The following is a 23,346-nucleotide window of genomic DNA, read 5'->3' as shown; positions in this document are numbered from 1 at the left end:
TTGTGTCGGACAAGCGGATCGCATCTGTGACGGTTTCGGTACAGGTGGCGTGACACTTTGTACCGTTTTCGGTACAGCCGGTGACCGGGCAGTCTTGCCAGCATTGCATTGCCGGAGCGGCTGGAGGATGCTGGGCGTCACCTCAAGCATTAGGCCGCCGCGCCTCGGGGAGAACAATAAGAAATGCACGACAACCATTTGAGTCGCCATGCCCAACAGGTTCTTACCGCCACCCAGGGCAAACCGCACCTGCACGGGCCGGGAGCCGATCCATCGATTGCCCGCTCGTGGCTGCGCTGTCTCGAGGACTATCACCTCGATCCGGCCCTGAGCATGGCGCCCACCGTGCTTGAGCACGGGCGCGTGCTTGAAAGCCGCGAGCGCCTGCAACAGGTGTTGCAGATTGCCGGCAACGAAATGAGCAGCCTGCATCAACAACTCTCCGGCGCCGGCCATGCAGTTTTGCTGACCGATGCGCGCGGGGTGATCCTCAACTGTGTCACTGCACCTGCCGAACGCAAGATCTTCGAACGTGCCGGCCTCTGGCTCGGCGCCGACTGGAGCGAAGCCTGTGAAGGCACCAATGGCATCGGCACCTGCCTGGTCGAACGTCAGGCGCTGACCATTCACCAGGACGAACACTTTCGCGGACGCCACACCGGCCTGACCTGTTCGGCGAGTCCGGTGTTCGATCCGCATGGCGAACTGCTCGCGGTGCTCGACGTGTCCTCGGCGCGCCACGACGTCTCGCGGCAGAGCCAGTTTCACACCATGGCGCTGGTCAACCTCTCGGCGAAGATGATCGAGAGCTGCTATTTCCTGCGTTGCTTCGATAACCAGTGGTTGCTGCGTTTTCACTTGCAGGCCGAGTCGGTCGGGCTGTTCAGTGAGGGCTTGCTGGCGTTCGACGGGGAAGGGCGGATCAGTGCGGTCAACCAGAGTGCGCTGAATCTGCTGGGGCATATTCGCGGCGGATTGCTGGGCAAACCGGTGGAGGCGTTTTTCGATTGTTCGCTGGATGAATTGCTCGGCCGCGCGAGTGCCAATGCCAGCGCCAGTTGGCCGTTGCGCACCCGCGATGGGCGACATTTGTTTGCCGTATTACGCGGCGAGTCGCGCAAGTCGACGCCGATCATTCCTTCGTCGCCGGTTGTGGCGGAGGCGCCGCGTCTATCGAGCATTTGCCTCGGCGATACGGCTTTGCAAGCGGACTTCCGCAAAGCCCTGCGCGTGTTCGAGCGCGATGTGCCGCTACTGATCAATGGCGAGACCGGCTCCGGCAAAGAGGCGTTCGCCAAGGCTGTCCATCAGGCCAGCCAACGCGCCAGTAAAGCCTTCGTCGCCCTCAACTGTGCGGCCATTCCCGAGAGCCTGATCGAGAGCGAGCTGTTCGGTTATCGCGGCGGCAGCTTCACCGGTGCGCGCAAGGACGGCATGCGCGGCAAGTTGCAGCAGGCCGATGGCGGCACGTTGTTCCTCGATGAAATCGGCGACATGCCGTTGGCCTTGCAGACACGCTTGTTGCGGGTGCTGGAGGATCGGCAGGTGGTGCCGATCGGCGGCGAGCCGGAAGCGGTCAACGTGCGGATCATCAGCGCCACTCACCGCAATCTGCTGGAGCGGGTGGCGGACGGCAGTTTTCGCGAGGATCTGTATTACCGGCTCAATGGCCTGGAAGTGGCGTTGCCGGCGTTGCGTGAACGCAGTGATAAATCGCAGTTGCTGGATTTCCTGCTGGCCGAGGAGGCGGGCGGCGAAACGATTCTGATCGAAGAGCCGGCGCGGCAGGCATTGCTGGCGTTCAATTGGCCGGGGAACGTGCGGCAGTTGCGCAACGTGCTGCGTACGCTGGCGGCGTTGTGTGATGAAGGGCGGATCGGGCTGGAGGATTTGCCGGTGATGATTCGTCAGGCACGGCCGGCGGTAGAGTTGGAGGTTATGCAATCCGATCATCCGCTGGAAGACGCCGAACGCTCGGCATTGCTCAATGCTTTGGAGCAGACCCGTTGGCACATGACCCAAACCGCGTTGCGGCTCGGCGTAAGCCGTAACACCCTTTATAGAAAGCTGCGCAAACATGGGATTGAGCGGTGTGTCAGTTAGAAGCCCCTCACCCTGACCCTCTCCCGCAGGGAGAGGGGACTGACCGAGTTGTTATTTCGAGCTACGCCGACGTGGATTATCGAGTCGAACTCAAGATCTGAAAGCGACATCGATCGGCTCCCTCTCCCTCGGGAGAGGGCTGGGGTGAGGGGCAACTATCTACAGCCGAGCCCGAATGCCATGCCCAACCGTCCCGCCCCATCAGCTAAAGAGTGCGATTTCCCCCTCCCTACGCTAACCTGCGGCCATGTTTTACGAGGTCGACTATGCACATTCATATTCTGGGTATCTGCGGGACTTTCATGGGCTCGATGGCCGTACTGGCCAAAGAGCTGGGCCATCACGTGACCGGCTCCGACGCCAACGTCTATCCGCCGATGAGCACACAGCTTGAAGCCCAAGGCATTCAGCTGACTCAGGGCTACGACCCGGCCCAGCTCGATCCGGCGCCGGATCTGGTGGTGATCGGCAACGCCATGTCCCGCGGCAATCCAGCGGTGGAATATGTGCTGAACAAAGGCCTGCCGTACGTATCCGGCCCGCAGTGGCTGGCCGATCATGTGCTGCAAGGTCGCTGGGTCTTGGCTGTCGCTGGCACCCACGGCAAAACCACCACCAGCAGCATGCTCGCCTGGGTGCTGGAGCACGCCGGCATGAGCCCGGGTTTCCTGATCGGCGGCGTGCCGCAGAACTTCTCGGTATCTGCACGTCTGGGCGGTACGCCGTTCTTCGTGATCGAAGCCGACGAATACGACAGCGCGTTCTTCGACAAACGTTCGAAGTTCGTTCACTACCGCCCACGCACCGCGATCCTCAACAACCTTGAGTTCGATCACGCGGACATCTTCCCTGATCTGCCAGCGATCGAGCGGCAATTCCATCATCTGGTGCGTACGATCCCGAGCGAAGGCCTGGTGATTCACCCGACCACCGAGCCGGCCTTGCAGCGTGTGATCGAGATGGGCTGCTGGACCCCGGTGCAGACCACCGGCGTCGGCGGTCAGTGGCAAGTCAAGTTGCTGAAAGACGATGGCTCGGCGTTCGAGGTGATGTTCGAAGGCGTGTCCCAGGGCACGGTCGAGTGGGAGCTGACCGGTCAGCACAACGTCGCCAATGCCTTGGCCGCGCTGGCGGCGGCGCGTCACGTTGGTGTCGTGCCGTCGATGGGCATTGCCGGGTTGAGTGCGTTCAAAAACGTCAAACGGCGCATGGAGAAAGTCGCTGAAGTGCGCGGCATCACCATTTACGACGACTTCGCCCATCATCCGACCGCCATTGCCACCACCCTCGACGGCCTGCGCAAGCGCATCGGCGATGCACCGCTGATCGCGATCATCGAGCCGCGCTCCAACTCGATGAAACTCGGCGCGCACCGTGACGGTTTGCCAGAGAGTGTGAACGACGCCGACCAGGTGATCTGGTACGCGCCGGCCAATCTTGGCTGGGATCTGGGCGCGACTGCTGCGTTGTGTAGCGTGCCGTCGATTGTCAGCGATTCGCTGGAAGGCATCATCGATCGCGTGAAGAGCCAGGCTCAGCCCGGCACCCACGTGGTGATCATGAGCAACGGCGGCTTCGGCGGCCTGCACGGCAAACTCGCCGAGGCGCTGCAATGAACACTTTTTCGCAGAACGGCGGCCCGGAACGCATCACGCTGGCGATGACCGGCGCCTCAGGCGCGCAGTACGGTTTGCGCCTGCTCGATTGTCTGGTGCGTGAAGATCGCGAGGTGCACTTCCTGATCTCCAAGGCAGCGCAACTGGTGATGGCCACCGAGACCGACGTCACACTGCCGCCCAAGCCGCAGATGATGCAGGCGTTCCTCACCGAATACACCGGCGCAGCCGCCGGTCAGATCCGCGTGTACGGCAAGGAAGACTGGATGTCGCCGGTGGCCTCGGGCTCCGGTGCACCCGCAGCGATGGTAGTGGTGCCGTGCTCGACCGGCACGCTGTCGGCGATTGCCACCGGTGCCTGCAACAACCTGATCGAACGGGCCGCAGACGTGACATTGAAGGAGCGTCGCCAGTTGATTCTGGTACCACGCGAAGCACCGTATTCGAGCATTCATCTGGAGCACATGCTCAAGCTGTCGAACATGGGCGTGACCATTCTGCCGGCCTCGCCAGGCTTCTATCACCAGCCGCAGACCATCGATGACCTGATCGATTTCGTCGTGGCGCGGATTCTCAATCTGCTGGGTATTCCTCAGGACATGCTGCCGCGTTGGGGCGAGCATCATCTGAGCAGCGATGAATAAGCTGCTGGTGGTTTTGCTGGCGCTGCAACTGACGGGGTGTGCCACCGCGCGGACGCTCGATGCGGCCAAACCGGGAGCGCCAGTGGTGTATTCGGGGACGCGGCTGGATTTGTATGCGATGAATGGCGGGTGTTGCGCGATGGATCGGTTTGGCGCTGAGGCGCCGAGTTATCCGGGTGTGGATCTGCCGGCGAGTGCTTTGCTCGATACGCTGCTGTTACCGTTGTCTTTGCTGACGGTGCTTGGCGTAGGTTTTCAGGCGACCGGCGGATTGTAGGGGAGTGCTGCGCACTCCATTCGCGGGCAAGCCACGCTCCCACAGGTTTTGATGGCGCTCACAAATTCTGTACTCGCTGAAGATCCCTGTGGGAGCGGGCTTGCCCGCGAAGAGGCCAGCCCAGACACCATAAGACTATTTGCCGAGCTTCCTCAGATCATCCGACTCGATCACCCGCACGCCATCCTGCTCTTCCAGCGCCAGCCGCCACATCGCGCGCGCCAGTTGGCACGCTTCGATGCCGCGATACTTGCCCGGAATCAGCTTCGACAACGGCCCGGCCAACTGCTCGGCCAGACGGGGCTCAGTGCGTTCGCCCAGCAACAGCGATGGCCGGCAAATGGTCAGTTGTGGCCAGTCCTGCGCACGCAAGGCTTCTTCCATCTCACCCTTGACCCGGTTGTAGAAAATCGACGACTTCGGATCGGCGCCCAACGCACTGATCACGATCAGATGTCGCGCACCCATCTCCCGCGCACGCTTGGCGAACGCCACCACCATGTCCAGATCCACCGCACGGAACGCAGCTTCCGAACCGGCCTGTTTGATCGTGGTGCCGAGACAGCAGTAAGCGATGTCGACGCGCCCGCTGAGCTGCGGCAGAAACGCCTGCGGATCGCCGACCGGGTTTTCCAGATGCGGATGCTCGGCCAGTGGCCGGCGGGAAGGGGCGAGCACGCGGGTAATCGTTGGCTCGTTGAGCAAACGGTCGAGTAGATGTTCACCGGTCAATCCGGTGGCTCCGGCAAGCAATACGTGCTGAGGCGTCAAGTACATAGTGTCTCTCCCTTGATACTGTTCAGCTTAGTTGCTGTTTGTCGCTCCGTCGTTCAATGCAGCACTTTGCAACGCTTTTCTGGCTTGCTGTTTGCGCAGCAACTGCCAGTGCGACAGCACGGTTTTCGGCGCCCAGATTTGCGGCTCCGAGGCTTCGAAATTGTCCGCCAGTTCACGCTCGGCGACGGTGGCCTTGGCCAGTTTGAAAGCTTGTTCGAGATCGTCGGTCTGGTTCAGCGCTTGGGCGAACAGCGCATCGCCGAAGTAGGTGAAGTTAGCCTCCTCGGAACAGCCGAAGGAAACGCGATCGGCACGCGAGGCGGTCATGATCAGCGTGCGTTCGTCTTTGAGGGCCGGGATGAAACCGCCGGAATAGCATGAGGAAATCACGATGATCTTGTCGCGATTTTTCAGTGGTGCGAGCACGGCGGCGAGTTCGTCGGCGGGCAGGTCGGCCAGTTCCATGCGCGGCTGGTCGAGCACCAGTTCGTGTTCGGCGGTGCCGTGGCTGGTCAGGTAGATGAACAGCAAATCTTCCGGGCCGCTGCGTTCGGCCAGGGTTTGCGCGGCGCGGCGCAGGTTTTCGCGGGTGGCCATCGGCCGGTCGCCGAGGTGGTCGCGGTGGTTGACCAGACGGATCTGGCCATAGGCGCCGAAACGCGTGCTGAGCATGTTGGCGACGTAATCGGACTCGCGCAGGAACACGCTCTGCTTGCCGTCGCCGCCGAGGGTCAGGGTGTACAACTCGACCGCAGGCGTCGAGGCCGGGATGGCGGCCAGTGCGTCATCGAGCAGGCGGCCCTGGGCGAGCAAGCCGAGTTCAAGGGTGTCGGGTAGCAACTTGCCGTCGGCATCGCGCACACGCTGGCCGTTGACCCAGGTGCCGCTGAGCACGCTGCCATCGGTCAGCACCAAGGTGCCACGTCCGGCGTAACTGTCGCTGTCGAAGCCGCCGATGTAGAAGCTGCCGTCGGGCAGGTTCAAACGACCCTGGCCACTGAAGCGCCAGTCGCTGAACGAGCCGATGTAATGGCTGCCGTCGGCGCCGATCAGTTCGCCCTTGCCGGTCAGCGCGCCTTCCTTGAACTGGCCGAGCCAGACATCACCGTCGGCGTTTTCGTAACGGCCCTTGCCGTGCAATTGATTGTTCTTGAAGCCGCCGACATAGATGTCGCCGTCGGCGCTGTTGAACGTGCCGTTGCCTTCCAGTTGGCCGTTGACGAAATGGCCGGTGAACGAGTTGCCGCTGGCGTCGCCGCGCTGGCCTTCGCCATTCGGTTTACCGTGGGCGAACTGGCCTTGATAGGAGCTGCCGTCATCCATTTCCAGACGGCCGAGCCCGGAATATTGATCGGCCTTGAACTCGCCGCGGTAGGTCATGGCGTTTTCTTTGAGAGTGCCTTCGCCATCACGTCGACCGAGCTTGAACCCGCCGGTGTAACTGCTGGCGTTGGTGGTCAGGCTGCCTTGACCGTCGAACAGCCCTTGCTGGAACTGACCGCGATAGACCTCGCCGTTGCTGCCGTGCCATTCGCCCTGGCCATGCCACTGGCCCTTGTCGAACTGCCCGGCGTACCAACTGCCGTTAGGGTAGTCGACGCGTCCTTGGCCCTGCAGCAAGCCATCGACCAACTCGCCACGATAGCGTCCGCCGTCCGGCAGGCGCGCATCCGGCGGCAACAGCGATTCGCCGTCGCCGCAAGCGGCAAGCATCAGGGTCAAGGCAATAGGGGCAAGAGAAGCGAGTGGGCGCATAGCGGGATCCGGGCAATTAGGCGACCGAGTATGCCGCAGCTATGTGACCTTATACAGCCGCCGGAAGTGAGCGGATGCGAAACAGCGTGCGCTGCTTCGCATCCCGGCGCTTAAACGAAGCAGAGCGACAGCGGCTCGGCGATGTAGGCCGGTTTGTCCGAACCTTCTATCTCCAGTGTTGCGGTGGCTTTGAGCAACCACTGGCCCGGTTTTTTCTCGGTCACTTCGCCCAGATCGACCTTCAGGCGAACTTTGGAATTGACCTTGACCGGCTGGATGAAACGCACGCTGTCGAGGCCGTAGTTGACCACCATCTTCACGCCCTGCGGCAGCACGAGGATGTCTTCCATCAATTTCGGGATCAGCGACAACGACAGGAAACCGTGGGCAATGGTGCTGCCAAATGGCGTTTGCGCGGCTTTGACCGGGTCGACGTGAATGAACTGATAATCACCGGTGGCTTCGGCGAACAGGTTGATGCGTTCCTGATCGATGGTGAGCCATTCGGAACGTCCGAGTTCCTTGCCGACATAATCTTTGAGCTCTGCAACGGGAACATAGGGCATTGAGACTCTCCTTGGGTTCATCGGTTTTATAGTTTTTCAGGTGGGGGATTTGACCGCCCTGCGAACCACTGTAGATCATCATGGCAATTTGCTCCGGTCAACTGACCATGCTTTTGGCGAATGCCGATCCATAGCGCAGGCGTGCTTATAATGCCGGGCGCTTTCTGTCGGAGATGTCAGATGTTGTTACGTGGCCTGACCCTGCTGGTGCTGTTCCAATTGCTCGGCACGGCACTCAATCATTTGCTGTTGCCGGTATTGCCGGGGCCGATCATCGGCCTGCTGTTGCTGTTGATATTCCTGATCATTCGCGGTGAAGTCGGCGAGCCGCTGAACCTCGCCGCCGGCAGTTTGCTGCGTTATCTGCCGTTGCTGCTGGTGCCACCCGCGGTGGGCGTGATGGTCTATGCCACGGCGATTGCCGCCGATTTCTGGGCGATAGTCGGTGCGCTGGTGGTGTCGCTGATCCTGTCGATGGCGTTCGCCGGTGTGCTGATGCAGCGTCTGGTGAAGCGCCACGCGCGGCATTCGGAGGAGTCCTGATGCTCTTCGACTGGCATGGCGCCTGGGCGTCGGTGATTCACCATCCACTGTTCGGCATCGGCATCACCCTCGGTGCCTATCAACTGGTGCTGGCGGCGTTCGAGAAAACCCGCTGGATCTTTCTGCAACCGGTGCTGGTCTCCATGCTGTTGGTGATCGGCGTGCTGGTGGGCTGCGGCCTGACCTATGCCGAGTACCGCAAGAGCACCGAGATTCTCAGCATTCTGCTCGGGCCGGCGACAGTGGCGCTGGCCGTGCCGCTGTATCTCAACCTGCGGCGCATCCGCCAATTGTTCTGGCCGATTTTTACTACGCTGGTGATAGGCGGGGTGGTCGCCACGGGCATGGGTGTGGCGCTGGGCTGGTGGTTCGGCGCCGAGCACATGATCCTGATGACCATGGCGCCGAAGTCGGTGACCTCACCGATTGCGATGCTGGTGGCCGAGCAGATCGGTGGCGTCGCGGCGCTGGCAGCGGTGTTCGTGCTGATCACCGGGGTGATCGGCGCGATCTTCGGCCCGGCGTTGTTGAACCGTCTCGGCGTGCACAGCCCCGAGGCACGCGGCATGGCGCTGGGCATGACCGCGCATGCGGTCGGCACGGCGGTGGCGATGCAGGAAAGTGAGGAGTGCGGCGCCTTCGCGGCGCTGGCGATGAGTCTGATGGGCGTGGCCACGGCGGTGTTCCTGCCGTTGGCGGTGTCGATGGTGGTGTAAGGAAATGTCTATGAGTCTGCCGCTTTTTCCGCTGAACACAGTGCTGTTTCCCGGCTGCAACCTCGACTTGCAGATCTTCGAAGCGCGCTATCTGGATATGATCGGCCGCTGCATGAAGCAAGGCGGCGGCTTTGGCGTGGTGTGCATCCTCGATGGCCATGAAGTCGGCGTCGCGCCGCAAGGCTTTGCTCTGGTCGGTTGCGAGGCGCGCATTACCGATTTCCAACAGCAGGACAATGGCCTGCTGGGGATTCGCGTGCAGGGCGGGCGACGCTTCCACGTGCTGCGCACTGAAGTGCAGCGCGATCAACTGATCATCGCCGACGTCGAGTGGCTGGACGACGAACCCGAGCAACCGTTGCAGGATGAAGACTCCGATTTGGTGGCGTTGCTCAAGGCGCTGGCGGAACACCCGATGGTCGAAGCGTTGAACATGGGCACCGAGGCGGTCGGCCAGCAATCGCTGGCCAATCAGTTGGCGTATCTGTTGCCCTTTGCGGAAGAAGACAAGATCGACCTGCTGCAACTCGACGACCCTCAGCAACGCCTGGATGCAATACAAGCATTGCTCGATGAATTACAAGGTGAGCTGTTCGCCTAGTTTTACTTTGAATCAACTCGCGGTACTTGCCAGCATTGTGTTGGCTATTCCTTTAACTTAATTTCAAGTTGCCCGCAGGATGCGGGTGACTTTTATTAAGAGCAAGGAATAATCATGACTGTTTATGAAGATGAGTGGGGGTTCTGGGACGATATTGCCGGTAAGTATATTTTCAAGCATGCCGGTAGCGATCATAACGTCAATCACGTTATTGAAGCGGCGGCGGTCTACGCCGATTTGATGGTCATTGAGCGTCGTAAACGCAAGGCCGCCAAAATTCCTGTCAACGAAATTGCTCGTGTTTCCGCCACGGCAGAGTCTGTCGCTCCGATGGTTGCGGCCTGAATCAATTTTCTTGTCATGCAGAATGATCAGGTGCTGCGAATGGATAAGCGGCAAGACTTCTGCTAGGAGGTGGTTTTATGTCTACAAATAAAAGCGACAACGTTGCATTCACTGCAAATCTCTATGTCAACGGGCTGCCGGTGGTGCTTAATCAACAACGCTTGAAGCAGCGCTTGCGCGACTCGCGGATAACCCAGCGTGAAAAACTCGATACTGAAGTTGCACTGGCGGACGCGCGCGAATCGAGCTTTATTACGCTCGCCGACCATGAGGATGATAAACCGCTGCTGCTTAAATTCACGCCACAGGGTGACAGCTATGCGATTAACATTGTGCTGCGCGGTGTGAATGATGGCGCACGTTTGGTTATAGAGAGTCGTACGCACAATCTGCTGGTCAGTCGGCACGAACAGAGTGAGTTCTTTTCAATCAGTAAAACCGGAGTGATGCGCGCCACGCTGGGTGAACTTGAAGTCGGCCCGACTTATATTGAACTGGCGAGCGAGTCGAATAAAAAGCCGTTGTATCGTGACACAGTTAATCGAATGAATATTTTCAAGAGTGTAGATCCCAATGTGACCGGGCATATCGCCTATAACAATAAACCGGTAGTTTTTGTGTTCAAGCTTATTGATAAGCTGCCTCTCGATGCTTGAGGGTATACGCCATTCATTTGTGCAATGAATGGCGTATTTCACATGTTCAACTTATTTGTGAATCAGGTTCTGTGATGTTCGGGAACGGACCAAACAATGTCATTGGCAAATGTACCGTTACCTTTCGGCAAATCCAGTATTTCCCCGCCAGAGTCGGCTACTTGATTGATCAATGCATCGTAAGGAGTGTGGCCAACGCGTTCTACGGAGTCGGCATCGACGCCTGCCCACGTTGCGCTCTCGATTTCCTCGGCGTCGTCGCCCGCTTGTCGAAAGATATCTTCCACCCGGGCAGCTCGCTTCAGGTCCGAGTGCACCAGCCAGATCCGCTCGGCGCTGATACCCCGCGTAGGCATTGATATCCGGCCTTCGAGCGTATCGCCGTCAAAGTCCATGTTGTTCAGATAAATGTTTTCCACCCGGGGTACGACTTCGACGCCGCGGGTGTCGATGACATAAAGAAACCCAAGTTTTTGGTTGCGCCTTAGCAGTGGATAGTCGCGCGAGTCGTCCATTTCAAACGATGTATCCGATTCCCCGTCCGTGCTGTGTCGATTTCCGGTCGACGAATCACTGTCACTGAAGTGCCCTGGGTAGCGATTGGCCTGGCTGTTGTAATGCCGAGGGTTGGAGTAGTAATCAAAACTCATGTAGGACAAGGCATTGGCCAGACCAAATGTCGCGCTTAAAGCCCGTTTGGTTGTGGTGTCGGAGGGATTGCCCCGCAACTTTACCAGGCGTTTGTCCCTGGCCAGTTCAAAAGGTGTGCGCAGATCAGCGCGAAACATCCCCGGGATATCAGTTCGATACAGCGAGTCATGCACATTGCGCTTGTAACCTGCTTGCTGCAGATAGCTCTCCAGAAACTGACGGTCATAGCGTTTATCAACGTCGGGTAATGAGTCGCTGAAGTTTTCGCCTTCATTTCTTAATCGCAGGCAATACGGATCCAGTTCCTCGGCAATGTGCTTGAACCGCTGCTCGTCATTGCTCTGGGTCAATTGCTTGTGCTGTTCGGCCCATTCGGGGAACGGTCCGTTTTTCAGGTCCTGCCGCAAACGAGTTTGCTGGGCCGCCGTCAAGTTGTAGCTGCGCAGGAGGTCCGAGCGTTCGCTCAGGGACTTGTGCGGATGCAGCCATTTCAACGAGTCGGTCAAATACCGGGAGACATCCGGTTCGTCGAAACGGCGGGCCCAGTCAGGTGCCCTGCCAAGGGATTGTGCTTCGGTGCGAAAGACTTGAGCTTCGGCACCGTGCAGGCGGTACGCACTCCAGATTTCGCCATCGGTCCAGTGTGCAAGCGGTGTGGCAGATGAATCTCCCAGCGCGGTGACCCGCACGACCTTGACCCAATTGCCATTGCGAGAATCCCTGAAAGCCCAAAGGTCAGTGGGTAACCATCGATTGGCATTGAAAAAGTCCCGCCTGGAAACGCCGTAGTAGCCTTGGCTGTCGGGTAAATGATGGATGGAGTAGTCGAGGTGATCGTAATACTCAACCGGTTTTTTCAGGCTCCAGGTGTTGCCGTTGGCGATTCGATAAAGCGGTGGCCCGGAGGGATTGCGTTCGGACGGCAGCTTTGCCCGCCAGGCTTTCATAACTTCATCGAACATCACCATTACTGTCTGAGTGCCGCTTTCTGCATGATCCCCAGCCACCTCGGCGAATTGCCGGCCTTTGTAGGATCTCAGTCCGGCTGCATCTGGCGCGGATAGCTCGCGTCCGGGCTTTTGTACGTAGGGTTGCAGTGGCGAAACCGGCGCCGTATGCGCCGCCGGGGCAGTGTCCGATAGCGGCGTGACCGATACCGTCACGGCAGGCTCGGGGTGCACTGTCCTTCCTGATGAACCTTCCACTGCGCCCTCTGATGAGAGCGGGTTTGCCCCCCCGGGTCTTTTGCGACCGGGCAGATTGAAATCCAGGTGTTCCAGCCCCTTGTCAGGTGTGACGGGGCGGGATGTCGAAAGCGTGGCTGTATCGGCCTCAGGCGTTAATCGAGGGGCTTTGGGTTTGTTGCGCATTAAGGTGTGACTCCATGTCGATGAGTCAGCCGATCCAATGGCTGACTGACGTTTCCCGATGTGATGATGGACGTCACATCGGGCGTTTCGCGTTAAACAGGTCGGGGGCCGTTGTCGGCTCGATGATCGGAGGCCGGCGCGAGCCTGGTCGACAGTGTTGCAGTCAGGTTCGGTAGTGCTCAGGCACCGGCCAGACGATGTCGTCGGCGAAGGTGAGTTCACCTTTCGGCAGTTCAAGCACTACGCCGCCAGAACTGGCGATTTCGTCGATAAGTCCGTCGCAGAGGGATCTTCGGTGATAGTTGTCGAAGTCGGTCCCCTCCCAAATGCTCTCCTCGTAATATTCGAGACTGTCGTTGCTCTCCGCCATTGCGTAAATGTCGTCCACTCGGGCTGCCCGTCTGAGGTCCGAGCGCACCAGCCAGATTCGTTCGGCACTCACGCCCCGAGTCGGCATTGATATATGCCCTTCCAGTTCGTCGAACCAGAATCTGTTCTTGTTATTGAAGGCTAGTTCCTCGTGCCCCGGGACGACTTCTACGCCACGTGTGTCTATGGCATACACAAAAGAAGTTGTCTGCTTGCGGCGATTGGAGGTGTAGTTTTGCGTGTCATCGAAAACGAACGAACTGTCAGAGTCGGATTCGTTACCTTCACGTTCTCCACGGGAAGCGATACTGGCATCAGAGTCGTAGCCATCGGACCCGTCGCCGTTTTGCGAGACATTGTCGTCGTCGCCCGAAGGCCTTTTTCTTGTCCCCGCGTCCGGATCGATGCCGGGGTAACGGTTGGCCTGCGAGTTGTAGTGCCGCTCGTGAAAGTAACCACCATATGATGCAGCATAACTCTCGGCGTTTTTCAGGCCGAAGGTCGCGCTGAACGCGCGCTTGGTGGTTGTGCCGCTCGGGTTGCCCTTGCGATGGATCATGCGCCTGTCCCTGGACAGCTCGAATGGCGTTCGCGTCTCGCCTCTGAACATGGCCGGAATATCGGTACGGTAAATCACGTCGTATTTGTTGCGCAGGTAGCCGAGGCGGGCCGTGTAGTCGGCAAGGAACTCCTTGCTATAGCGAGAAGTCGGGTCACCGTGGTCGAATTTGCTACCTCGGGTCCTCAGCATCTGCACGTGATGTTCAAGTTCTTCGGCGATCAGTTTGAAGCGCTGATCATCGTCCTTGTTCATGGTCATGCGTTTATGTTCTTCGGCCCATGCGGGCATCTGGTAGCTTTCGAGGTCCGTGCGCAGGTGCTTCAATTGCGACGCCGTCAAGTTGTAGCTGCGCAATAGATGGCGACGCTCTTTGCGGGACATTGTCGGGTGGATCCACCTCAACGAATCTGTCACCTGCACGAGATCCTGGTCGTGCTGGATGCGCGTGGCCCAGGATGGCGGTTTGCCGGATGCATCCGCCTCGGCACGGAAGTCCGACAGTTGGGCGTCGGTCAGGTTGTACGTTTGCCGCAGATCGCCATCCGTCCAATTCGCCAGTTTTACCGGTGGCGGGATGGTATCTCGGGGTTGGGACAGGTCAACTTCCACCCAGCGATGGTTATGGTCCCTGTAGGCATGGGCGACAATGGGCGCGTCGCTGTCGGAGCCGAGATTGCGTACTTCGTGGAATCCGTTGGCACTCGCGGATTCGGCAACTATATGGCTTTCGCCGTCCAGAAAGATCTGATGGCTGTTCAGAAAGGTCAGATGGCGGCTTTCCTGCCACAGGTTGTTTTTGATGGATCGGTAAATCACCGGGCCCGGCTCTAGTTCCGACCACTTCTTTACTCGCCACATATTGATGCTTGGGTCAAACATGACGAAGGCATGATGTGTTTTACCGTTGATTTCCAGGTCCACGAACTTAGCGGCGCCGAAGTCTTTTACCCCGAACGCGTCAGTTTCTATCGTCTTCCTATTCAACAAAGACGGGTCGAATGTGTAATCCATCAATGATCCTGGACCGGGCGTGTGGGTGGTCGGGTTACTGGTTGTCGGCAAATCGTGCACGGTCACGGCAGGTGATGTTTGCAGATCAGCAGGGGACGGCTCGGTGGACGGCGTGTCCCTTGGAGATGTGGAGTCCAATCCCTGCTTCCATTGAGAGAAATCCCTGAATGGATCAGAGCCCGTCTCATCGAAACGTGGTCGTTTGGTGGAACTGCCTGGCAGTTCAGGCGCCACAGGCGAGCGTGGTCGAGGTTTTTGCCGCATAAAAATTACACTCCATGTTCAATGAGCCAGCCGATCCGTCGGCTGGCTCTGGTAAACCCGGTTCGACGCAGAGGACGAACAGGGCACAAACCAGCAGGTAAAGCGTCAGGCGGTTTGGCTCGCCTTGATAAACAGGTCCTGTTCCTTGATGCGCAGGGCTGGATCGCTATCGATGCTCCAATAGTTGTCCACTGAGTTGTAGTAAACCCTCCCGGACATGGGCGGTGTAAAGCCGATGTTCTTGACGGTGATTTTCGTCGCCAGCTCTTTCTTTTCCTGATGCAAACGAATATCGGCCATCAAACTGTCGAGGTCTGCGTAGCCCTGCGCGTCGATTACGTAAAGTTGCATCACTTCAAACAGCAGCTCGACCTGGTAGATATTGCCGGTCGACGTCGCAACGCTGATCGACTCCACCGGGCCGGCGTGGTCCAGACTGGGAAGTTGAATGACGACGCTACCGATTTGCAGATGGTGTGCATCCAGCCGGATATCGTCGCGGGTAATCTTTTCAGTCATTTTTGTAGTGAAAATGGTCCATGCCGACGCGTCGGACGTTTGCGCAATGGCCCCGGGAGTGGACAGGCTGAACGTGCTGTTGCTGACCGGATAGACATCGTAGGTAGACGCCTGGCCGTGCAATACGTAAGTGCCATTGTGTGGCGGTGGCGGAAAGTTGATTTCCTGGGGTTTGGCGCCCAGTTGCACGGGTTTGATGGGCCCAGGTCTGACGAACGGGTACTTGCCTTGCCTGAGTTTCAGGCATTCCCGGGTCGTCAGGGTTTTGCTGCCTGGTGCATCGGCGTCTTCCCGGTAGGGCACGCGCGGAGCGGCAACGTTATACGAGGTGCCATCGCGCATGATCAGTACGATCGGGTGTCTGACCTGCACGAGGGTGGTCCTGATATTGTTGAAGCCGGTCTGACTATCGCGTTCTTTTCTGGCCTTGATCACACCTGTGAAATTAAGCAGCTTCGACGGAAGACGCAGCCAAAGGTTGAACTGTTCGTACTGCAAATAGCGAACGCCTGACGCATTACTGCTGACACTGACGTCGTAACTGACCCTGACATCGAGGATTTCGTCGGCGTCGTAGTCCAGATGAAGGGTTCGGGCGGCTTTGGCAGTGCTGGCGGGGGCGAAAATATTCAGGCGCTTTCCATTGCGCGAGACAAAATGATGCGCGGCCGGGTGCGTAAAGATATCAACCGTGCCGCTGTTGGCGATGTGCGGCGCAGGTGGGCGGTCGCCAATGACCAGCACCCGGCACTCGACGTCATGATCCAGGTTATCCGCCAGTTCCAGCGCCAGTATCGGTTCCAGTTCGTAACGGTCCTGGGTCTTGAGCAGCAGCCGGCTGTTTTTTATCACGCGTTTGTCGTCGATCTGTTGATAAACCCCTTCAATCGTCAACACATGATCGGGCTCCTCGCCATCCACGCCTTTGAGGGAGGTGACGACCAGCGAGGTGCCAATGACCTGCCAGCGTTGAATCCGCGCCAACGGCCAGCCGAACTCGATGATGCTCGTTTCCTTGCCGTCTTCGATGATCACGGGGCGTGCTGCGGTGTCGGCGATGTAATAGCGATCGATGCCGACGCCGCCACCGACCCGACAGTCCGTCCCGCGGATGATGATCGTATCGTCACCGGCACCGGCCGTGACGTGGTCGTTGCCGTTGGCCGAAATCTGGTTGGCCTCGTCGCTGCCGGTGATTCGATTTGAGCCATTGCGCAGTGTCGAAACATTTTCGATGGATTGGAGTTGCGCCACTTCCAGGTCAGCGACCGTAGCATCGTGACTTCGCAACGCGATCTTGCCGGTCTGCAGGTTCACGTCGTAACCCACATGGCGAGTATCGCGGGTCGGGCGCGAGCCTTCGAAGGTCAGCGTGTCATTGCCTTCACCTGCATCAAGGACGCTGCTTTTTGCCGGTTTTTCGACCCGCGCGAATTCCTGGTGGGTGCTCTCGAAATAGAACACATCATTCTTGTCACCCCCGGTCAGTATTTTCTCGCCTTCGGCATAACTGAAAATATTGGGCCTGGCCTGTACGCCGACAACCTGATCATTGCCGCCACCCAGTCGCCACAAAATGGCCTTGTCGTCCCCGGGTGTGCCGGTGATCACGCCTTTGAGGTCGGCCGGCAGCCCGTCGCGGGCGTCGATGCGGTCATCGGCGCTGATTACGGTGGGCAGCTTGTCTGCTTTATAGGGTTGTTCGCCCAGCGTTTCGTCCCACTGGTAGCGCCAGACTTTCACCGGTTCGAGCACCACCCGGTAGTTGCCATTGACGACATGTTCCACATAATTCTTGTAGGCGCCTTCAAGCAGTTGCTCGGTCGCGCCCTGCAGTTGTTTTTGATAGTGAGCGGAGAACTGCGCGATTTTGAAGCGATCCATGACGTCTTCATCCAGCTCCTGCCGGGTGAAGGCGAACCAGCCGGAGCGCAAGCGTTCGTGGACGGTCAACTCGATGTAATCATCGATGTCGTCGACAACCCTGACCGCCCGGTAGATTTCTGCCGTGAGGATGAGCACAACAGCCGCGAGGATGCCCAGTGGGCCGGCGATGGCACCAAAGCCGAGCATTGCCGCGATGCCGAGCGCGATGCTGATGACTGCGCCTGCCACCGCCAAACCGCCCGCAACGTAATGATCCTGGCTTTCCTTGCCGGAAGTTGCGGCGGCGGCATTGAACGATTTGATCGCACTGACTATGTCAAACGGCAAAGTGATGATGCTCGCGATCAGCCCGGCGCCCCGAGAAAGGTATTTTCCTACGGTGGTGGCGGGGAACCGCCCGAACATCTTCGAACCATTCTGAAGCATCGCTTCACCGGTTTTGGTCAAGCCCCGCTCGATGATCAAGGATCCGAGTTCAGCGCTGATGGCGCCACCGTTGAACGCCGCCTCGCCCCAGTCACCGACCTTGATGGCTTCTACCAGCCCCATATAACCGCTGTAGATGCCATAAGCCTGCAAACCCACGCCAGCACCGCTAGTAAGGTAGGTTTTGCCCTTGTGGACCCAGGATGGCAGGTAGTCGAGAGCGTCGACGCGGCGGATATCGATTTTCTGCGCGGCATTGGTCAGCTTGTCCAGACGATCTATCTGGCTGCCGGGCGTGACCGGTTCGGCGCTGACCATGAGAGCGGGCGCATCGACCGAGCGTAGTGTGGAAATCTCGAACATCAGCGTCGCTACGGTCTCACTTGCGGCCACGTCCGTGGCAACGATACGGGCCACGACTTTGGCCGGGTCGAAACTCATGGAGTCGAGAAAGTCCGGATCGGCCACTTTCAGATTGACGTTGTCCGGACTGAGGGGCATTCCGCTGATTTTCGCCCCGAGAACCTCAAGCTCGACCCGGGACACGGTGAATTCGCCGATGCGCAACGGGCCATGACGTTTGTCGAGAGACTTGAGTGTCGGTGCCGAGGACTTGTCGGGTTTGGCTGTCGGCTCAGGCAGCGCGGCAGGTACTTGCAGATGCCCGGCCGGTGGTGCGTGGGTGTTGGCCGAAGCGTCGATTTCCGAAACCTCAAGTGTGCGAAAAGTTACCAGTTCGACAGCGGGTTGAATAAGTTTTGCCATTGTTTCAATCCTTTATAAATAACCGCGATGCGGCCCCGGTTTCCATACCGGTGGGCGAACGGAAGTGCTCCCGTAGCGTCATGCGGGAGTTGTAATCATGTTTGTTGGAGTTGCTGTTTATTAGCAGTCGGTAACTTGTTGCGGATTGACTGGCTAGGTGTGTCGGGCGTTTGTTATTCAAGGCCAGACAATGTCATCGCCATATTCTTTTTTATCGCCGGACAATATCAATATCGGTTTGCCACTCGCCTCGACTTGATCAATCAACTGGTCATATTCATGTTTATTGGCTCGTCCGGCATGGGTGGCCGCTTCAATATGTTCGGCGCGGTCCCCGGCCTGCTCGGTAATGTCCTGGACTTTTGCGCCCTTGGTCAGGGTCGAGTTCAACAGCCAGATGCGCTCGGCTTCGAGTCCTGCCTGGGTGACCGAAATCAGGCCTTCATAGTCGTCGTCGGGAAACCAGGTCTGCGGCTGCTCGCGGGCCTTTGAATTGAACAAGTGGTTCTCTTCATGCGGCACGACTTCCAGGGTGCGGGTGTCCAGCACGTAAATGAACATTTCGGTCTGACGTTCGCGGATCGTCACGTAGTTGCGTTCGTTATCCAGAAAGACTGGATCGTCGGCGTCCGACCAACCGGATGACGAGCTGCTGTCGCTGTCACTGGAGTCACCCGAACTGCTATCCGAAGTGGCCCCACCGGCGCTTTTGCCGGGATATTTGTTGGTCTGGGAGTTGTACTGGAGATACTCGGGGTCCGGTGCGCTGCCATACATCAGGCCTTCCTTCAGACTGAAGGTGGCGCTGATCGGTTTGTGCGTCGCCGCGCCCGGTTTGTGCGCATAACGGGGGAGCATTGCATTGTCATTCGCCAGTTCGAACGGGGTGCGATCATCGCCCCTGAACAAGGCCGGTACGTCAGTTCGATACAGGCAGTCATTCTTGTTGCGCCGATAACCCAACGTGGCCAGCAGTGCCTCACGTAACGGCGTGGTCAGGCTGGTTTCGGGGTGATACCAGTCGTGCCGGGCGCCGTGTTTGAGATTGAGTTCGTTGCTCAGGTCCTGACTCAGCCGGGTGAGAGTCTGCGGATTACTCAAGTCTGCCGTCAGTTGCTTGTGTGCTTGGGCCCACGGCGCAATCTTCAGTTCGGTCTTCATCTCCAGGCGCAAACGCAGCAATTGGCTCGGTAGCAGGTTGTAGGACTGCAACAATGCTTCGCGTGCATCCGGGCTGAGCGTCGGGTGCAGCCAGCGCAGGCTGTTGTGCAGCAGGTCAGCGGCCGGGTTTGCCGTGACATTGGCTTCAGCCCATTGCGGGGGCTTGCCGAGTGTTTGCGCTTCTACCCTGAACCGCGCGATGTCAGCCCCTTGAATGGCGTACACCTCCCAGATTTCCTGGTCGGTCCAGTGTTTCAAATGCGTGGGCTGCGCACTGAAACCAGCGCTTGGCGGATCGACCTCAATCCAGTTGCCGTGGCGATCCTTGAAGGCGAAGCGCGTGCCGGTTTCCAGTGAGCCCAGTGCCGGTTTGAGGTGGTAATAACCTTGCCCATCGGGAGAGTGCACCGATGCCGTGTATTGGCTCTGCTTGAGTATGGTGGCGGGTTTGGAAGCGCGCGGCTGTTTGGCCGCGCTTTCGCTTTGCACGTCCCCGGCCGGACCCGGTCTTTTTGCCGGTGTATTGTTTGCCGCTTGTGGCGCTCGGTTGACGACGGGGTTTGCACCGGTCTGGGTCGCGAGTCGCCAGGTCGGGCGTCCGGGATTTTTTACCAAAAGTGGGCCGGACGCATCGCGCTCCGTCAGCAACTTGACCTGACAGGTGCCGAGTGTTGCATCGAATTCGACATGTGCCGTATGCAGTGCGCCTTCATGTTCCACGTCGACGAAGCGGCGTCCGACAATAAATCGAAAGCCCGCTGCATCGGCCTGTTGCAGACCCCGCAGGAAGTCGGGTCTCAGCCAGTACTGGTTAAACGGATTGTCTGCTGCCTGTGCGGTAATGCGGCTGCCCGGCAATTCGCTGATGACCACGGCAGGCTTGCGCACCGGATCCCTGCTGGAGCGGGACAGAGAAATTTCAGTCGCCGTATTGTGCGGCCAGGTATCGACCGGCCTGGCGAAAGGCGATGAAGACAACGGGTTGTTGTCGGGTTGTCGAGTAGTGGGCGAATTGTTTTCTGTCTTGTTCGGAGATGTAGTGGGTGGCTTTCTGGGTATCTTCGGGCTCATTGAAACTCCGTTGCCATTGAACTTGTATAAAGTTGGCTGTTGCTGGGTACGTATTGGCAGAGTATTTATTTGACGTGCGCTCAAGTACAAAGCCAAATTCGCGAGAGTGATTTGCTTTGTCGGATGCGGGGTGAGCGCGTGGGCTTAATCTAATTGATTTTGTACTGAGCGTGAGGGGGGAGTTGCAATGCTTTTATCTTGAATGTGTAACTTCAGTTTTTTATTTTCGATAAAACTGAGGCTTGTAGGAAGTTGGCTGGGAAGAATCAGAGATGGGAATAAGAAGTTGGCCTCACTCTCGTCGGAAAAATCCTCGGAGAGTGGGCAGGGGAGATGCGTAAAGAAGCGTGCGATCAGTAGGCGTAGCGCAACAGCGTATGGGGCAAATGACGCAGCACGAAAAAGCCGAACAACGCCACCATTGCCGGCAGGATCAGCCACCACACCTTGAACGGCATGGCATTGAGCGGCGATTGGCGCTGGTTCAGCCACAGGCTTGCCGCACACATGCAGGCGGCGAGCATGGCGCCGGCGAGAATGTCCGTCGGCCAGTGGGCGCCGAGATAGACGCGCGACAGCGCAATCGCCATTGCCGGTATGCAGCCGATCAGCAGCCACGTCAGGCGCATGCGTGGCGGTTGCCCGCGTCCGGCAAGGACGGCCAGGGTCAGGAACAGCGCGAACGAGCCGGAGGCATGGCCACTGGGCATGCTGTAACTGGTGATCGGATCGGTCAGCACTTCCGGGCGTACCCGGGCGAAAAACTGTTTGGTGACGGTGTTGGCGAGTGCGGTGACGAGGAGGGTGCCGCCCGCGAAAACGGCCTGACGCCACTGGCGGCACACCAGCAACAGGCCAGTCAGCAAGATGCTGAACAGCAACATGTTGCGGAACTCGCCGATCAACGTCAGGGTGACCGCGATTTCATCCAGCACCGGTTGGCGATGTTCCTGGACCAGGGTCATCACGCCTTGATCGAGGGCGGTCAGGTACGGATAACCGATGAACAGACCGATCAGAATCAGCAGGCTCATGCTGCTGATCCAGATCGTCGCGCGGCGGTGGCGGCGCAGGCTGCTGTTCACGCTGAGGCCGACCATGACGGCAATACTGGCGGCAACGATGCCCGCCTCAAGCCAGAAACCTTCCGGCAATGGCAGACGGAAAGCCGCGCCGGTGGCCCAGCCGGGCAGCAGATAGGCGAGGCTCCAGCCGGCGGCGGCCAGCAGGCTGACGGCGGCGAAGCGCGGGAAAGGCATGTCGCACATCCCCGCGACCATCGGCAGCATCGGTCTTAGCGGGCCGATGAAGCGTCCGACCAGCAGACTGGCGATCCCGTAGCGCTGGAAATAGGTCTCGGCGCCCGCCATCCATTCCGGATGATGGCGCAGGCCGGGCAGTCTGCGGATGTTCTGGTGGAAGTGGCGGCCGAGGAAGTACGAAACCAGATCGCCGAGGATGCCGCCGAGAAAACCCAGCAACAGGGTTTCGCTCAACGACAAGGCGCCGCTGCCGGCCATCACTGCCACGGCAAACAGCATCACGGTGCCGGGTACGATCAACCCGGCAATCGCCAGGCATTCGACAAAGGCCACAATGAACACCGCTGCGGCCAGCCATTGTGGATTGGCGGCCAGCCATCCGGTCACGCTATCGAGCCATGGGCCCATACAAACAACTCCATCAAATCTTCAATTGGCCCTTGTGGGAGCGAGCCTGCTCGCGAAAAGGGAGTGTCAGGCGAAATAACCATGGCTGACCGAGCGCTTTCGCGAGCAGGCTCGCTCCCACAGGGAATTCCTTCTACTTCAAATCTGCTTCCGACGTGGGCAATACAAAATAATCGCGACCTTCGACCTGACCCCGGCGCAGCGGGTTCCGCGTGCACCATTGAGCGTAAGCAGCGTCGACGAAGCGATACATCAAGTGCTCGTCACGACCGTGAGGGATGCCCAGGCGCGTGGTTTGAATGATGTGCGAGGGCGCCGGCCCGGTATCTTCCACCAATAGCACCTCATGGTCGAAACGCTTGGCGTCCCATACCGGCACCTTCAAGCCGAGCGCCTTGCACAGCAATGTCTGGCCGGCGCAGAGTTTCTGCGACGGGCGCGGACGACCCTGTGCATCAGGATTGTTCAGCAGCATCTGCGCCAGACTCGCCGGGCCGCTGATTTCATCGACCCACGGATAAGCCGATTTGATCAGTACTGCATTGCCGGGCCCTTGCGCACTGAAGTTCAGCGAATCGCCGCCGCGGGCGTAATACATATAGATGTGGCCACCATCCAGAAACAAAGCTTTACGTTTTTCTGTGTATCCGAGGGAGGCGTGACTGCCTTTTTCTTCGCAGTAATAGGCTTCGGTTTCGATGATTCGCGCGCTCAGCCACAGATTGCCGACCCGGTGGCGGATGACTTTACCCAGCAGATCCCGGGCCAGCAGTTGCGCGTCACGGTCGAAAAAAGCGTCCGGAAGGCCCAATGGCAGGCGCTCGGCGCTGTTGCGAATGGTCAGGTTGGACATGGCAGGCAGGGTTTATCCAGGCTGAGAAGGTCGGAATGATAACAATCCGAGGCTTAATTACGGCTGAACATTGGCAATTCGCAATCCATTTCGACCATCCGCCCGTCACCGCTGTTAGTCCCGGGACGCGACAGCTATAATCTGCCGCTTTCCTCTTTGCCAAGACCC

Annotated in this window: 18 protein-coding genes; 9 read left to right on the top strand and 9 right to left on the bottom strand. The window is 58.7% G+C overall.

Translation table 11 applies throughout. From position 1 onward, the window contains the following. Nucleotides 1-183 precede the first annotated feature (183 nt). The 4 genes from AC3WMT_RS09310 to AC3WMT_RS09295 all read left to right on the top strand — a co-directional run bounded on the left by AC3WMT_RS09310 (nt 184) and on the right by AC3WMT_RS09295 (nt 4,640). A complete protein-coding gene (locus AC3WMT_RS09310) occupies nt 184-2,103 on the top strand; it encodes a sigma-54-dependent Fis family transcriptional regulator (protein ID WP_103303706.1) in 1,920 nt (639 codons plus the stop codon). Between the two features lie 266 nt (nt 2,104-2,369). After that, nucleotides 2,370-3,719: a UDP-N-acetylmuramate:L-alanyl-gamma-D-glutamyl-meso-diaminopimelate ligase gene (mpl, locus tag AC3WMT_RS09305; protein ID WP_103303705.1), complete on the top strand. Its 1,350-nt coding sequence runs from the start codon at nt 2,370-2,372 to the stop codon at nt 3,717-3,719. Beyond that, nucleotides 3,716-4,363 carry a flavin prenyltransferase UbiX gene (gene ubiX / locus AC3WMT_RS09300; RefSeq protein ID WP_003228582.1) on the top strand — a complete coding sequence of 216 codons (648 nt, stop codon included), beginning with the start codon at nt 3,716-3,718 and terminating at the stop codon, nt 4,361-4,363. Before mpl ends, ubiX begins: the two co-directional genes overlap by 4 nt. Then, on the top strand, nt 4,356-4,640 hold the full coding sequence (locus AC3WMT_RS09295; RefSeq protein ID WP_103303704.1) for a YceK/YidQ family lipoprotein: 285 nt from the start codon (nt 4,356-4,358) through the stop codon (nt 4,638-4,640). Before ubiX ends, AC3WMT_RS09295 begins: the two co-directional genes overlap by 8 nt. Before the next feature lie 135 nt (nt 4,641-4,775). Here AC3WMT_RS09295 and AC3WMT_RS09290 read toward each other — a convergent pair whose 3' ends face one another. From AC3WMT_RS09290 to AC3WMT_RS09280, 3 genes are all read right to left on the bottom strand, one after another. Further along, entirely contained in the window at nt 4,776-5,417 is a 642-nt protein-coding gene (locus AC3WMT_RS09290) for an oxidoreductase (RefSeq protein WP_103303703.1), read from the bottom strand. A gap of 27 nt (nt 5,418-5,444) precedes the next feature. After that, a complete protein-coding gene (locus AC3WMT_RS09285) occupies nt 5,445-7,172 on the bottom strand; it encodes a C13 family peptidase (RefSeq protein ID WP_103303702.1) in 1,728 nt (575 codons plus the stop codon). A gap of 110 nt (nt 7,173-7,282) precedes the next feature. Continuing rightward, on the bottom strand, nt 7,283-7,738 hold the full coding sequence (locus tag AC3WMT_RS09280) for a MaoC family dehydratase (RefSeq protein WP_034153755.1): 456 nt from the start codon (nt 7,736-7,738) through the stop codon (nt 7,283-7,285). Nucleotides 7,739-7,918: 180 nt separating this feature from the next. Here AC3WMT_RS09280 and AC3WMT_RS09275 point away from each other — a divergent pair, with 180 nt between their 5' ends. The 5 genes from AC3WMT_RS09275 to AC3WMT_RS09255 all read left to right on the top strand — a co-directional run bounded on the left by AC3WMT_RS09275 (nt 7,919) and on the right by AC3WMT_RS09255 (nt 10,599). Then, on the top strand, nt 7,919-8,281 hold the full coding sequence (locus AC3WMT_RS09275) for a CidA/LrgA family protein (protein WP_103303701.1): 363 nt from the start codon (nt 7,919-7,921) through the stop codon (nt 8,279-8,281). Next, nucleotides 8,281-8,997 carry an LrgB family protein gene (locus AC3WMT_RS09270; RefSeq protein WP_103303700.1) on the top strand — a complete coding sequence of 239 codons (717 nt, stop codon included), beginning with the start codon at nt 8,281-8,283 and terminating at the stop codon, nt 8,995-8,997. The genes AC3WMT_RS09275 and AC3WMT_RS09270 overlap by 1 nt, the downstream gene beginning before the upstream one ends. A 10-nt stretch (nt 8,998-9,007) precedes the next feature. Beyond that, nucleotides 9,008-9,598: an LON peptidase substrate-binding domain-containing protein gene (locus tag AC3WMT_RS09265; protein WP_103303699.1), complete on the top strand. Its 591-nt coding sequence runs from the start codon at nt 9,008-9,010 to the stop codon at nt 9,596-9,598. A gap of 114 nt (nt 9,599-9,712) precedes the next feature. Further along, nucleotides 9,713-9,943, top strand: coding sequence for a hypothetical protein (locus tag AC3WMT_RS09260; RefSeq protein WP_103303698.1), 231 nt, complete (start codon nt 9,713-9,715; stop codon nt 9,941-9,943). 77 nt (nt 9,944-10,020) lie between these two features. Beyond that, a complete protein-coding gene (locus AC3WMT_RS09255; RefSeq protein WP_103303697.1) occupies nt 10,021-10,599 on the top strand; it encodes a hypothetical protein in 579 nt (192 codons plus the stop codon). 62 nt (nt 10,600-10,661) lie between these two features. Here AC3WMT_RS09255 and AC3WMT_RS09250 read toward each other — a convergent pair whose 3' ends face one another. The 6 genes from AC3WMT_RS09250 to AC3WMT_RS09225 all read right to left on the bottom strand — a co-directional run bounded on the left by AC3WMT_RS09250 (nt 10,662) and on the right by AC3WMT_RS09225 (nt 23,178). Then, nucleotides 10,662-12,620: a hypothetical protein gene (locus AC3WMT_RS09250; RefSeq protein ID WP_103303696.1), complete on the bottom strand. Its 1,959-nt coding sequence runs from the start codon at nt 12,618-12,620 to the stop codon at nt 10,662-10,664. A gap of 163 nt (nt 12,621-12,783) precedes the next feature. Beyond that, nucleotides 12,784-14,562, bottom strand: coding sequence for a hypothetical protein (locus tag AC3WMT_RS09245; RefSeq protein WP_103303695.1), 1,779 nt, complete (start codon nt 14,560-14,562; stop codon nt 12,784-12,786). A gap of 369 nt (nt 14,563-14,931) precedes the next feature. Further along, entirely contained in the window at nt 14,932-18,423 is a 3,492-nt protein-coding gene (locus AC3WMT_RS09240; protein WP_103303694.1) for a calcium-binding protein, read from the bottom strand. A gap of 177 nt (nt 18,424-18,600) precedes the next feature. Next, the gene (locus AC3WMT_RS09235) at nt 18,601-20,472 is read right to left on the bottom strand and encodes a hypothetical protein (protein WP_256583524.1); all 1,872 of its coding nucleotides are present in this window, start codon (nt 20,470-20,472) and stop codon (nt 18,601-18,603) included. Between the two features lie 536 nt (nt 20,473-21,008). Next, the gene (locus tag AC3WMT_RS09230; RefSeq protein WP_103303692.1) at nt 21,009-22,325 is read right to left on the bottom strand and encodes a bifunctional DedA family/phosphatase PAP2 family protein; all 1,317 of its coding nucleotides are present in this window, start codon (nt 22,323-22,325) and stop codon (nt 21,009-21,011) included. Nucleotides 22,326-22,458: 133 nt separating this feature from the next. Then, nucleotides 22,459-23,178, bottom strand: a complete 720-nt coding sequence (locus tag AC3WMT_RS09225; protein WP_103303690.1) for a DNA-3-methyladenine glycosylase — start codon at nt 23,176-23,178, stop codon at nt 22,459-22,461. Nucleotides 23,179-23,346: the final 168 nt, after the last annotated feature.

It is taken from the genome of Pseudomonas sp. FW305-7, from assembly GCF_058786735.1.
The sequence above is the reverse complement of the archived record's forward strand: the minus strand, read 5'-3'. Positions and strand labels throughout refer to the sequence as shown.